Here is a 13,191-nt window from a genome sequence, read left to right as displayed (position 1 = left end):
GGTGATTGGTCATCGAGCTGACGAAACGACAAGAGCATATTATCCAGATCGTAAAGGATGAAGGGCCGATTACAGGTGAACAGATTGCTGAAAAGCTGAATCTGACACGCGCCACTCTCCGCCCTGACTTATCGATCCTGACTATGTCAGGTTATTTAGAAGCCAGACCTCGAGTCGGTTATTTTTATGCGGGCCGACCTGCGGGCTCGGTCATTAGTGAACGGCTTCATAAGCTTCTCGTAAAAGACTACAAGGCGATGCCTATCGTCGTATCCGAATCAGCATCAGCTTACGATGCGATCGTCACTCTCTTTTTGGAGGATGTGGGAACACTGTTTGTGGTCAATCAAAAAGGCTTTTTGGCCGGTGTTCTTTCGCGCAAAGATTTGCTCCGAGCTTCGCTGGGCAACAAAACTCTGGAGGACGTCCCCGTCGGGATTATCATGACCCGGATGCCCAACATTGTGACCTGTACACCGGAGGAGACGCTTTATTCTGCAGCGAAAAAACTGATCGACTTTCAAATTGACTCCTTGCCCGTCGTCCGTCCGGGAGAAGAGGACAGCAAACAGTTTGAGCTGATGGGAAGAGTAACGAAAACGACAATTGCCAAAGCGTTTGTCGAATTGGGCAGCGAACCGAAGGTGTAGGAGGAGAAGCGATACTATGAATCAACAAAGACAGCTTATCTACGTGGTTTCAGACTCGATCGGCGAAACAGCGGAGTTGGTCGTGCGCGCCGTAGCCAGCCAGTTCGACCGCTTTTCTATCGATGTTCACAAATATCCGTACATAGAAGACAAAGATTCGATTGATGAAATCATTGCGTCTGCCAGGGAAATGAATGCAATGGTTGTATTTACGCTGGTTGTACCCGAGTTGAAAGAGTATATTTTACAGCAGGCAACAAGGCATGGCATTCGCACGATCGATGTCATGGGACCACTGCTTACCACGTTGGAAGAAATGCTTCACGAACCGCCAACCGGAAAGCCGGGACTGGTACGCCGGCTGGACGAAGAGTATTTCCGCAAAGTGGACGCGATCGAATTCGCAGTGAAATACGATGATGGCCGGGACCCGCGTGGGCTTTTGCGCGCTGATGTTGTACTGATTGGCGTGTCCCGCACGTCGAAGACACCGCTCTCCATGTACCTGGCGAACAAGCGTTTGAAGGTTGCCAACGTCCCGATCGTCCCTGAAGTCGAACCGCCGGAGGAGCTGTTTTTGCTCCCACCCGAGCGCTGTATCGGGCTGACGATCAATCCGGAGCAGCTCAACGGCATTCGCACGGAAAGATTGAAAGCACTTGGTCTTACCGCCCAGGCAAATTATGCGAATCTCGACAGAATCAACGAAGAGCTGGCATATTCCGAAAAAATCATGGAGCGGGTGGGTTGTCCCGTCATCGATGTCTCCAACAAAGCCGTAGAAGAGACGGCCAATATTATCCTGGAAATGATTCGCAAAAACAAGCTTCGCAAAGAAAATAAATAGGTCTTAGGGAGGGTTTTGGCTCTTTTTGTAGAATAAACTGTATTCGTCCCCTAAAACAGCGGGGGTTTGAAGCGTTTATCGTGAATGAAATTGTGGAAAAGTAGAAAAGAAGAACATTTCCAAGAAGGAAAATGACGAATTTTGACGAACTAAATAACCTCATTGCGTAATTTTATCCGTAGCCATGCCTTTTCTGATGTACTTATACAGGAGGCGTGGATGCAAAGGTAAAAAGGTGGAAAGACATGGCTGGTGGAAATTCAGCTGATTTTGTGAACCAAGTCCGGTCCGCTACTGACATCGTAGATGTGGTAGGAGAATACCTGCAGCTGCGGAAAAGCGGCCGTGCGTTTCTAGGCTTGTGTCCCTTCCACTCGGAAAAGACACCCTCCTTTAATGTCAATGCGGAGCGACAATTTTTTCATTGCTTTGGTTGTGGGGCAGGTGGAGATGTCTTTTCCTTTTTAATGAAGATGGAGCAGTTGACGTTCCCCGAAGCCCTAAGCAAGCTGGCGGAACGAGCGGGGATTGCGCTGCCCCAGACACATGTGGAGGAAGAAGAGGCTCCGGAAAAAAAGGCCAAGCAGCTTATGCTGGACGCCCACCAATTGGTTAGCAAGCTTTATCATTACGTCTTGATGGAAACACCTTACGGGCAAGAGGCGATGAGGTATCTGCAGAAGCGGGGAATTACTCAGCAGACGATCGAAGATTTTCAGATCGGTTTTGCCCCAGACTCCTGGAACTTCGTCACTTCGTTTTTACAAAATCGTACTTTTCCTCCTGACTTGATGGTTGAAGCTGGCCTGTTGGCCAAAAGCGAGGCGGGCAAGATATTTGATCGCTTTCGAGGCAGGATTATGTTTCCGATTCACAATTCACAGGGAAATGTGATCGGCTTCGGCGGCAGGGCCATGGACAGCGCGGCTCCTGCCAAATATCTGAACAGCCCGGAAAGCCCTCTTTTCAACAAGAGTACAACACTGTTCAATCTTCATCGTGCCCGTCCCGTGATTCGAAAACGAAAACAGGCTTTTCTATTCGAGGGTTACGTGGATGTCATTTCTGCATGGCAAGCAGGCTTTCACCAGGGAATCGCAACTCTGGGAACAGCTTTGACCGAGCAGCAGGCGAGAATGATCAGGCGCAATGCAGAGTCTGTTGTGCTCCTTTTCGACGGAGACGCAGCCGGCCAGGAAGCGACGTCCAAAGCGATCCATATACTACAGCAAGCGGGTGTTGTGGTTCGCGTAGCGCCATTGCCTCAGGGAACGGATCCTGACGATTACATTCGGCAGCACGGCGCAGAGGCTTTCTCACAGCAGGTTCTGCTGCAAGCGATGCCTGTCACGGCATTTCGACTGAAACATTTGAGGGCCAAGCACGTAATACAGGATGAGACCGACCAGAAACAGTTCATCGAAAAAGCGATTGAAATCGTCAATGAGCTGGACAGCCCGGTCGAACGGGACTTGTATTTACGCCAATTGGCGGAAGAACACTCCTTAACGCTAGATGCAGTGAAGTGGGAGTCGCGAAGGCTTTACAAACAGCAAAAAAGTGAGCGACAAAGGGATAAAGTAACGCCAGCATGGAATAATAGTATAAATAATGGCAAAGTTACGCTCGCTAAAACACTTCCGCCGGCTTATTATACTGCCGAGCGCATGCTTCTTGGCTACATGATGCGCCATCGGCATATTGCGGATCGGGTTCAGGCGGAATGTACAGGTTCGTTTCAAGTGGATGAACACGATGCATTAGCAGCCTACTTATATGCATACTTTGCAGAAGGATTTCCGGAAGACCCTGGACAGTTTATACATTACCTGCAAGACGAACAGTTAAAGCAACTAGCCTCGGGATTGGCCATGATGGAGTGCAGAGACGACGTATCTGATCAAGAGATCGGGGACTACATCAAGCAAGTGAATCACTACCCGCAGCGCACGGAGCTGGAGCAGCTGCGTGAAGAACAGCGAACTCTTCACATGCAAGCAGCTGCAGCCGACAGCCCGGAAGCGCGTAGAGAACTGGAAATTCAAGCTGCCGTCGTAGGGATGAAGATTCTTGAATTGGAAAATGCTTTAAAAGAAGGGTAGCATCAGATCATTCCCGGGGAAGGAGGGATAGTAGATGAACAAACAAAACATCACTTCAGACATGGAAGCGACGTCCATTGAGCAAGTGAAAGAACAACTGGTCGAATTAGGAAAGAAGCGCGGCGCGTTGTCGTATAAGGAGATTGTGGACCGGATCTCTGGCTTTGAGCAGGATTCTGACCAAATGGATGAGTTTTTTGAATATCTGGGTGATCAGGGAATCGAGGTCAACAACGACAGCGATGACGACGATGAAGTGGACAATATGATCATGAAGGATGAGGAAAACGATAACGAGGAGTTCGACTTTGACGATCTCTCCGTACCGCCCGGAATCAAGATCAACGACCCTGTACGCATGTATTTGAAAGAAATCGGCCGTGTTCCTCTGCTCTCCGCTGAAGAGGAGATTAAACTGGCAAATCGGATTGAACAAGGTGACGAGGAAGCCAAGCGCCGTCTGGCGGAAGCAAACCTGCGTCTCGTTGTCTCTATTGCCAAACGCTACGTAGGCCGGGGAATGCTATTCCTCGATTTGATCCAGGAAGGTAATATGGGCTTGATCAAAGCCGTTGAGAAATTTGACTATCGCAAGGGGTTCAAGTTTAGTACCTATGCGACCTGGTGGATTCGCCAGGCGATTACGCGGGCCATCGCTGACCAAGCGAGAACGATTCGGATTCCTGTGCATATGGTCGAGACCATCAATAAATTAATCCGCGTATCCCGCCAATTGCTGCAGGAGCTGGGGCGTGAACCGCTGCCTGAAGAAATTGCGGAAAAAATGGATTTGACCCCTGAAAAAGTTCGAGAAATCATGAAGATCGCACAAGAGCCTGTTTCTCTGGAAACGCCGATCGGTGAAGAAGATGATTCTCATCTGGGTGATTTCATTGAAGATCAGGATGCGCTTGAGCCTTCTGATGCGGCAGCTTACGAGTTGTTGAAAGAACAATTGGAAGACGTGCTGGATACATTGACGGATCGGGAAGAAAACGTACTTCGTCTGCGTTTTGGACTGGACGACGGACGCACCCGGACTCTGGAAGAAGTGGGGAAGGTGTTCGGCGTTACGCGTGAACGGATCAGACAGATTGAAGCAAAGGCGCTGCGTAAACTTCGACATCCAAGCCGAAGCAAACGCTTAAAAGATTTCCTGGAATAACCGATAATGGAAGTATGGCCTACGTTAGCCGGCGTAGGTCTTTCTTTTGCCCAGTCGGCGAATCCATCCGTCAAGCTAAAGGAGGGGCCGCGTTGGACGACCAGCGCAAGCGTATCATCATTTCCGAAATTGAAAATTGGCGTCGCAATCATCTGCTGCCTGAACATTACTGCATCTTCCTATTAAATCTGTATACGGAAGGTGATCGGCCCCAAACATCCGCTCCGGGAAAAAAAGGAAGCGGAGGAGCGGCAAGTCATGCACAAGTCGCTGCGGCAGGAGGATCAGGAACGGCGGGAGGATCAGGCACAACAGGAGGTATCAGGGCAACGGCTCCGTACGTGTCGGGAAATTCTGCGGCCATATCTGGAAAAATGGTCCTGTCCTGGCTGCTGGGTGCTTGTTTGATTGCCGGTTTGATCTTGCTTGCTTTTCATTTTAACCGTTTTACTTTGCCAATGCAAATTGCCATTTTTGGTTTTTTATCGGTGGTTTGCTATTTTTTGGGGTATCTTTTCCGGAAATCCGCACCGATGATCACCCATCTGCTTCTTGGCATTTCCTTTTTAGTTCTGCTATTGGGTGGTTTTTACATCCTGATACAGATGAGCGCACCGCTAACGTTCATGCTTCTTTACTTGACAATTATTTCCTTGGTTTTGTGTGGAAGTGCGTTTTTATTTGGCTTTTCCTATCTCCTGTATTGCGGATTGCTTTCCCTGGCACTGGTTTACGGTATGGCAACGGTAGAGCGGGTGGGGGACGATTATTCTTGGTGGAAAGCTGAGCTGTATTGGGTGCCCATTGCTTGCTTGATGACTGGTCTGGGATTTTTGGTTCACCAGAATAACCCCAAATGGGCCGGTGTATTCGCCATTTGCGGAATGATCGCATTTTTCGGCGCGGAGATTCAGTCGCTGTACATACCGTCTTCCCGACAGGAGCTCATCCAGCTTTTGCTCTTCATCAAGGTTTTTATGAGCTCGCTTTTCTTCTTTTTCACACGGGGGTACTGGTATCAGTGGCTTCGTTTGTGACAGAATCATGGCTCTTGTGGACAAAGCTTTTTCCTGTCCCTCATTCTTGTTACAATAATAGCGGGAGCATAACAAATGGGGGGAGCAAATTTTGAGCAGTAAAATGTGGGTGCTGACCGGAATCGTTCTGGCGGCCGCCTTCTTTGGATTTGAAGGATTTGCTATGGTGATGAATATCCAAACACATGGGATTGGCTATATTGGCGGAATTGTTTCATTTTTGGGAGCTGTTCTGGTGGGAGCACGCAGGTCATAAGCGTACTCCCTTTTTTGTTAGATATACTTTCGTCATTTCATGCGTTAGCAAAGTCGAATTTTCAGAAAGTACAAAAAAGACTTACACAAGCACAGGAGTGTTGGTGTATAATATTGTTACTAATCTGAACAAACGCTCAGTCAGAATAGTGAGGTTATTGCAGGTCATGTGAAAAAGCGCTTACAAAGGGGCTGGACAAACGATGAATTATGATCTGAATACGGAACAGCTAATGCTCAAAAACATGGTGCGTTCCTTTGCGGATGAAGTAGTAGCACCGGGGGCGGACGAACGGGATCGGACGAAAGCCTTTCCCACGGAAATTTTTCGACAAATGGCCGATCTGAATATGATGGGGCTACCGTTTCCGGAGGAATACGGGGGAGCGGGTGCAGACACCATCAGCTTTGCGATTGTCGTTGAAGAGCTGAGCAGGGTCTGTGCGTCGACGGGGATTACCTACTCGGCTCATATTTCTCTTGGGGGAGCGCCTATCGCCATGTTTGGCACAGAGGAGCAAAAGCAGACCTATTTGAGCAAAATTTGCAGCGGGGAAAGTCTGGGGGCATTTGGCTTGACCGAGCCCAATGCTGGTTCTGATGCAGGCGGGACAAAAACATCTGCTGTGCGCGATGGGGAAGAGTGGGTGATCAATGGCGCCAAATGCTTTATCACAAATGCTACGTACGCAAAATTTCTGGCATTGACTGCCGTTACTGACAAAACACAAGGGACGCGCGGTATTACCGCATTTATCGTGCCTACTGACACCCCGGGTTTTACCGTGCTCGATAACTATGAAAAGTTGGGGCTCCACAGCTCCAATACAACAGAGCTGGTGCTGGAAAACGTTCGGGTCCCCGGCGATTACATTCTGGGAAAAGAAGGAGAGGGCTTCAAGCAATTTTTGATTACCCTGGATGGCGGGCGCATCGGTATTGGCGCCATGGCAGTCGGGATTGCCCAAGCGGCTTACGATAAAGCGCTTCAATACGCGAACCAGCGGACCGCATTCGGGCAGTCCATCTCCCGGTTTCAGGCGATTCAGCACAAACTGGCCGACATGGCCATGCAGATCGAACTGGCGCGCAACATGGTATACAAGGCTGCATGGCTGAAGGACAACAAGCGGAAATTTACCAAGGAAGCAGCTATGGCTAAACTCTATGCTTCTGAGGTAGCCATGTCCGCCACGCATCAGGCCATCCAAATCCATGGCGGCTATGGGTACATGAAAGAATATCAGGTGGAACGCTTTTTCCGTGATGCCCGCCTGCTGGAGATTGGCGAAGGAACCTCGGAAATCTTGCGCAATGTCATCGCCCGTGAGATCGGCTGTTAATTTGTGGATAAAGGCCTCGTCTTGACGAAAGACGAGGCTTTTTCGCGTTTTTTTGCAATGGGAAAATACGGACAAATAGGGTAGAATAGAGGCATTGGAAGGTGAAAGAGAGTATGACATCGTGGATGATATCTCGGCGATTGCAAACAATTGCCAGTTTTTGCCCAGAGGGAGCCCGCGTTGCCGACATCGGTTCGGATCACGCGTTATTGGCTTCTTATTTGATTGAAAACAAAATGGCTTCCCATGTCGTAGCGGGGGAGTTGAACGAAGGGCCTTTCCAGGCTGCGAAGAAACAAATCCAATCGATTGGTGCCGAAGACCGTGTCAGTGTTCGGAAAGGTGACGGCCTGGCGGTACTTGCGCCTGGTGAAGTCGATGTGATCTGCATTGCAGGCATGGGCGGACAGTTGATTGTATCGATTTTGGCGGATGGCGCCGAAAAGTTGGAGGGCGTCAACCGATTGATTTTGCAGCCCAATGTGGGCGAAGAGCTGGTGCGGCGCTGGATGCAGGAAAACGGCTGGCAGTTGACGCACGAGACAATCCTGGAGGAAGACGGGATCATCTATGAGATTCTCGTGGCTGACCGTGGTGTGCCCGATACTCCGTATCTGGGTAAAGAGCGCACTGAAGAGGAATTGCTGCGTCTAGGACCATTTCTTTGGGAGGAAAAATCGCCTGTACTGACCAGCAAATGGATGCGGGAGAGGGACAAGTGGCGAAAGGTTCTGGAACAGTTGAGCCGTTCGGAAAAGGAGGAGGCACAGGAGCGTGCCCGCCAGGTAGAAAAGGAACTCGAATGGATGGATGAGGTGATCGCATGTTTGCGCACGGACAAACCGTGATTCAATATGTGGAAAAGCTGGCGCCCAAAGTGATGGCACTTGAGGGTGACAAGATCGGTCTGCATGTGGGTACCTTGCAGAAGCCGGTGAAAAAAGTAATGGTCGCGCTGGATGTACTGGAGAGCGTAGTGGATGAAGCGATCGCAGGCGGTGTGGATTTGATCGTTGCGCACCACGCTGTCATTTACCGCCCCCTGAAGCATTTGCGAACGGATCTGCCTGCAGGCAAAGTCTTTGAAAAACTGCTCAAGCACGACATCGCGGTCTATACGGCACATACCAATCTGGACGTAGCGGCTGGCGGCATGAACGACTGGCTGGCAGAGGCGATCGGGCTGGAAAACGTGGAAGTGCTGGATGTGAGTTACCGAGAGACGCAGAAAAAGCTGGTGGTGTATGTACCTCATTCCCACCGCGATCAGGTTTTCCGGGCGATCAGTGAGGCAGGAGCCGGCTTTGTCGGCAACTACAGCCACTGCACGTTCCAGACAGATGGGACGGGCACGTTTCTTCCCCGGGAGGGAACGAATCCGCATATCGGGGAGACCGGAAAGCTGGAGAAGGTGGAAGAGGTTCGCATCGAGACGGTGATTACATCTGCACGTCAGAACGCCGTGGTCAAAGCCATGCTCGCTGCCCATCCGTACGAAGAGGTTGCCTTTGATCTGATCCCTCTGGAAAACGCCGGAGCTTCTCTGGGCATTGGCCGGATCGGAAAACTTCCGGCAGAACTGACTCTTCGCGAGCTTGCTCTGCAGATCAAGGAGCATTTTTCACTCCAAGGTCTGCGAGTGGTGGGCGATCTGGACGCCCCGGTTCGCAAGGTAGCTGTTGTGGGTGGAGACGGCAGCTCGTACGTCTCCAAGGCAGTGTTTCGCGGGGCTGACGTACTGGTAACGGGGGACATCGGCTACCATACCGCTCATGATGCTCAGGCTGATGGTCTGTTTATCATCGATGCGGGCCACAACATTGAGAAGATCATGAAAGAGAAGCTGGCAGCCTATCTGCGCGCGTCTCTGCACGATGCAGGGTACGCATCTGAAGTGGTCGCTTCCAACGTACATACGGATCCTTATCAATTCTTGTAAAAGAATAACGGGGTCACATAGGAAACGGTTCTGGAAAAGCGGGTTTTATTCCGCCGACCAGGCGGCGCTCTCGTTGCCCGTGTCAGCCTATGTAAACCAATTTGGTGTAGGGGGATTTACGTGCAAAAAAAGATACAAGCTTTTACCTGCGCGCTTCTTGTCTGTAGCTTGCTTACTCCTTCCTTTGCAAAAGCAGAGAGCTATTACCTCCCGTATGATGATATCAGCAAGCACTGGGCAAGAAATTCGATTTTGAACGGGGCCTATTACGGCCTCTTTGCCACCGGCCAGTCCGTGCCCCATTTTTATCCGAATCGGGAGATGACCCGTGCTGAATTTATGGCCTTGATGGATCGCGTATTTGAGCTGGGACAAATTCATTTGTACCCGCTCACTTTTCTCTCCGAGCGCGAGGCGTATGGAAGGGGAGAAGGCTTCGACGAACCATATCTTCCTTATAAAGACGTAGATCGGCTTACCTGGATGTACGGATCGACCCTGCGTATGTCGGTCCTGCTGCAGCGTCTGTACGGTCCCGGCGCGATCCAAAAAATCTTTCCCGGAGAGGAATTCCAGCCGAACAAGCCCATCACCCGCGAAGAGGCAGCCAAATTGCTGGCGATCTACACGATGGGTGCGGATGAGTCAAAAGCGTGGGAAATGGTCTCGGGATGGGGATGGCTGGATGGTCGGCCAAATAACAAGCTGAAGCGCGGAGAGGCTGCGGTTGCCTTCGACCGGTTGATTGATTTCATGCAAAGCGATACCATTTTGCCGCTGCTTGATTACGACGGTCAAAAGTTTCCGATGGTTCCGGAGATTGAGGACATGTTTCCACTGTTCAGTCCCTATTTAGAGCAATCTCAAGGGGATGACAAGTTGTACGTGGATGCGGTCGAAGCCATCCGGTACCATGAAGACAGCGATGAGACCTTCCGTACTTTGCACAAGTTGGCAGAGGGAGGCTTTGACAATACGGTGGGTGTCCATTATTACCTGAGCTGGAACCCTTCTGCTTCGTTGGAAGAAAATCTGTCGGAGGCTTTTCTTGCGATGGATGCTTATTTTGCGGATAGAATCGTTATACCGGAAACGCAGCAGCTTCTGACCGCCAATGTATACGATATTGCCTTGCAGATAGGGATGGAAACGCCAGCGATTTTCGAGCAGGTGCTGACAAAGCTGAAAGCATACGAAGAAAAAGTAAGGCCCGGAACGAAAGAGTGGGAAGCCCTCGTTGTTTACCAGGCAGCTTTGGAAGTCAAGTTGGGTAATGTGGAAGGTGCGCTTGAACATTATCGGGCGATCGCAGCGCATGTACCGGCCGCTTTGACAAACCTCGTCTACTACCTCGTCCAAACCAATCGGGTAGAAGAAGCGAAGTCATTCCTCGCCTCTCTCCAGCCCAAGCGGACAGAGACCGAAATCATTAAGCTCTCCCGTCTGTTGGAGCAAGATTTGGCCCGTTTTGACAATCAGGAATCCATCGTTCATAGTCTGCAATTTGCGATGGGCCGTATGGAGAACCTGAAGGACTATCGCGTGGAGGGAGAAGCTGTTCTCAGCGGATTCCTCATGAAGTACACACAAGACATCGACCGTATCGGCCAGTGGTCGCATACGACGGGGATTTATCAATCTCCGCAAAAGCTGGTGCTAGACAAGTGGGAAAACTATACCGATTTGAAAAATATGGTTCAATACGAGCGGAATTTTGACGAAGAGAAATGGGAGCCGTCAAAAATCGGTGAGCTCGAATTCATGCATGAATACGTACAAAACATGAGCATCAAGGACCGGGCGAGTATCCTCGGAGCCCGATACTATAAGCAATCATTCGGAGAATACAACATCATCACCGAATGGATTCCGGGTGAAAACATTCTTGAGGAAAGCAAAAAGGTGACCCTGCGTCACGGGAAAGTAAAGCGCGTTCCCATCTATATGAATAAATATATCGTCGACAAGGATTCCGATCTGGTTGTGCAGAGCATGTGGCGTTATGAGGAAGTCTACGATACGCAGGAATACGTAGCCTATGCAGGTACAGAGAGTTATCTAACAAACAAGGATTTTCGCGTGTATGTTCCACGGGAAGCGCTGAAGGAGGCGGCAAGATGAAACGAATCTTATCATGGCTACTGGCTGCCGGTATCGCGTTGGGCGGAATCCCCGTTCATGCGGCTGCCGACCCGTTTGTGGAAACCGTAGAAGTATACCATCAGGTGCTGGACAATCATCTCAGTAGACCAAACGAAAAGCAACTCGTCCAAGGCGCGCTTGAGCATGTGCAAAAGCTGGCCAAGGAAGCCAAGAACGTCTCCTTGTCCCTGTCACAGGATGATGACACACTCTCGGAGCTGATCCAACGTCTGACAGAGTGGAAAGAAAAGAGCAAGCTTGACGAAGCGACGATAAACCGAGGGGCCATCGAGGGTATGCTGGCCACGCTGGACGATCCGCATACCATGTTCTTTACGAAAAAAGAACTGAATTCCTTTCAGGCTGGTGTAGAGAATCAATTAGTCGGCTTTGGCTTTCGTTTGCGATTTCAAAACGGCTTGATGCTGGTACGGGAGATTATCCCCCAGACACCAGCGGCTGCTTCGGGGTTGAAAAAAGGAGACCAGCTAATCGGGGTTGATGGCACTTCGCTCAAAGAAAAGACCGCTGAAGATGCATTCAATTTCCTCAGAGGGGAAGAGGGGACAGAAGCGGTTTTAACCGTGTATCGCCCATCTGAAAAGCGGGAGCTGCAAATCAAGCTGAAAAGGGCGGCGATTACTGTTCCGGAGGTCGAAGGAAACCTCTTTCAAGACGACAAGATCGGGTACATCAGCTTGGAGACGTTTGGATCGGAGGCGGCCTATCAATTTCGGGACAAATTGGATCAGCTCACCAGAGAATCGCCTTCTCTGAAGGGATTGATCGTCGACCTGCGCGATAACAGCGGTGGTTATCTCACCTCAGCGAGGGATGTTGCCAGTTTGTTCTTTCAAGATGGTCTGCTGATGTACACCACCAACCGAAACGGAGTGGAAGTGCAAACCTGGGTACGAAATGGCCGAAATATCCATTACCCAGTCCGTATCCTGGTCAATGAAGGGACGGCATCTGCTTCGGAATTGTTGGCCGGGGCTTTGCGCGATCACGGGATTGCCAAACTGGTCGGCACCAAGACCTATGGAAAAGGGAGCGCTCAACAAATCATTCCCCTTTCTGATGGAGATGCCTTGAAAATCACGTTGAACGAATATTTTACGCCCAATCATACCAAGGTCAATCACATTGGGCTGGAACCTGATGTGGTGGAACAAGACTACGCTGCACAGGTGATTCGTGCGCTTCATTCCCTGGGCGTCACGTCCTTTCAATTAGAAGCAGAGGATGGAGATACTGTGATCAACGGGATTGCCTTCGCTGCCGTCGATCCGATTTTCAAAAAAGATGAAAAGGGGAATTGGCTGATCCGTGGGCAGGTCCTGTCCAGTCTGCTCGGCAAGGAGAAGCAAGGTGAGGCGGACTATGTGGAGATCGATACGTACCTGAAGACGCATCCCACCTTGCAAATGAAGCTGGAGTACGGAGCTCCGGTCATTACCTATCACGTCACTACTACTACAACCCAATAAATGAGGAAGTCTCCCAGCTACGGGAGGCTTTTTTCTTTTGACGCATAGGGGAATGGGATCGGCAAAACAATAACAAGTATGATTACAATTTCTCTGGAAAAAGGAAGGCAGACGGATGAAAAAAGTACTTCTCTTTTTAATCGACTCCATGATGCCTGATGTCTTGGAACAATGCATTGCTGCTGGGAAAGCTCCGGGACTTCAATTTTTCATGGAGCGCG

At 50.2% G+C, this 13,191-nt stretch carries 12 protein-coding genes (1 of these 12 running past the window's edge); all 12 read left to right on the top strand.

The window, feature by feature from the left end; genetic code table 11:
* Positions 1 to 5: 5 nt before the first annotated feature.
* The gene (locus NDK47_RS17000; RefSeq protein WP_251870929.1) at positions 6 to 650 is read left to right on the top strand and encodes a transcriptional regulator CcpN; all 645 of its coding nucleotides are present in this window, start codon (positions 6 to 8) and stop codon (positions 648 to 650) included.
* Between the two features lie 16 nt (positions 651 to 666).
* Positions 667 to 1,497, top strand: a complete 831-nt coding sequence (locus NDK47_RS16995) for a pyruvate, water dikinase regulatory protein (RefSeq protein WP_251870928.1) — start codon at positions 667 to 669, stop codon at positions 1,495 to 1,497.
* Positions 1,498 to 1,742: 245 nt separating this feature from the next.
* A complete protein-coding gene (dnaG, locus tag NDK47_RS16990) occupies positions 1,743 to 3,599 on the top strand; it encodes a DNA primase (RefSeq protein ID WP_251870927.1) in 1,857 nt (618 codons plus the stop codon).
* A 34-nt stretch (positions 3,600 to 3,633) separates the two neighbouring features.
* The gene (gene rpoD / locus NDK47_RS16985) at positions 3,634 to 4,764 is read left to right on the top strand and encodes an RNA polymerase sigma factor RpoD (RefSeq protein ID WP_251870926.1); all 1,131 of its coding nucleotides are present in this window, start codon (positions 3,634 to 3,636) and stop codon (positions 4,762 to 4,764) included.
* Between the two features lie 92 nt (positions 4,765 to 4,856).
* Entirely contained in the window at positions 4,857 to 5,801 is a 945-nt protein-coding gene (locus NDK47_RS16980) for a hypothetical protein (protein WP_251870925.1), read from the top strand.
* Between the two features lie 91 nt (positions 5,802 to 5,892).
* Positions 5,893 to 6,057, top strand: coding sequence for a hypothetical protein (locus NDK47_RS16975; protein ID WP_251870924.1), 165 nt, complete (start codon positions 5,893 to 5,895; stop codon positions 6,055 to 6,057).
* 202 nt (positions 6,058 to 6,259) lie between these two features.
* A complete protein-coding gene (locus tag NDK47_RS16970) occupies positions 6,260 to 7,399 on the top strand; it encodes an acyl-CoA dehydrogenase (RefSeq protein WP_251870923.1) in 1,140 nt (379 codons plus the stop codon).
* Positions 7,400 to 7,512: 113 nt separating this feature from the next.
* Positions 7,513 to 8,247 carry a tRNA (adenine(22)-N(1))-methyltransferase gene (locus tag NDK47_RS16965; RefSeq protein ID WP_251870922.1) on the top strand — a complete coding sequence of 245 codons (735 nt, stop codon included), beginning with the start codon at positions 7,513 to 7,515 and terminating at the stop codon, positions 8,245 to 8,247.
* A complete protein-coding gene (locus NDK47_RS16960; RefSeq protein WP_251870921.1) occupies positions 8,223 to 9,338 on the top strand; it encodes a Nif3-like dinuclear metal center hexameric protein in 1,116 nt (371 codons plus the stop codon). The genes NDK47_RS16965 and NDK47_RS16960 overlap by 25 nt, the downstream gene beginning before the upstream one ends.
* A gap of 120 nt (positions 9,339 to 9,458) precedes the next feature.
* The gene (locus NDK47_RS16955; protein WP_251870920.1) at positions 9,459 to 11,459 is read left to right on the top strand and encodes an S-layer homology domain-containing protein; all 2,001 of its coding nucleotides are present in this window, start codon (positions 9,459 to 9,461) and stop codon (positions 11,457 to 11,459) included.
* A complete protein-coding gene (locus NDK47_RS16950) occupies positions 11,456 to 12,970 on the top strand; it encodes a S41 family peptidase (RefSeq protein WP_251870919.1) in 1,515 nt (504 codons plus the stop codon). Before NDK47_RS16955 ends, NDK47_RS16950 begins: the two co-directional genes overlap by 4 nt.
* 115 nt (positions 12,971 to 13,085) lie before the next feature.
* Positions 13,086 to 13,191: the beginning of an alkaline phosphatase family protein gene (locus tag NDK47_RS16945; RefSeq protein WP_251870918.1), read on the top strand. It continues 1,373 nt past the right edge of the window; the window shows 106 of its 1,479 coding nt (coding positions 1-106); it begins with the start codon at positions 13,086 to 13,088; its stop codon lies beyond the right edge, outside the window.

Origin of the sequence: Brevibacillus ruminantium (genome assembly GCF_023746555.1) — a bacterium.
Classification (GTDB): Bacteria; Bacillota; Bacilli; order Brevibacillales; family Brevibacillaceae; genus Brevibacillus; species Brevibacillus ruminantium.
This window is presented reverse-complemented; position numbering and strand designations above follow the sequence as displayed.

Bases quoted from the DNA above. Each gene is read 5' to 3' on its own strand.
- NDK47_RS16965 (WP_251870922.1), top strand. From the start codon at position 7,513: ATGACATCGTGGATGATATCTCGGCGATTGCAAACAATTGCCAGTTTT.
- NDK47_RS16995 (WP_251870928.1), top strand. From the start codon at position 667: ATGAATCAACAAAGACAGCTTATCTACGTGGTTTCAGACTCGATCGGC.
- NDK47_RS16970 (WP_251870923.1), top strand. From the start codon at position 6,260: ATGAATTATGATCTGAATACGGAACAGCTAATGCTCAAAAACATGGTG.
- dnaG (WP_251870927.1), top strand. From the start codon at position 1,743: ATGGCTGGTGGAAATTCAGCTGATTTTGTGAACCAAGTCCGGTCCGCT.
- NDK47_RS16950 (WP_251870919.1), top strand. From the start codon at position 11,456: ATGAAACGAATCTTATCATGGCTACTGGCTGCCGGTATCGCGTTGGGC.
- rpoD (WP_251870926.1), top strand. From the start codon at position 3,634: ATGAACAAACAAAACATCACTTCAGACATGGAAGCGACGTCCATTGAG.
- NDK47_RS16960 (WP_251870921.1), top strand. From the start codon at position 8,223: ATGTTTGCGCACGGACAAACCGTGATTCAATATGTGGAAAAGCTGGCG.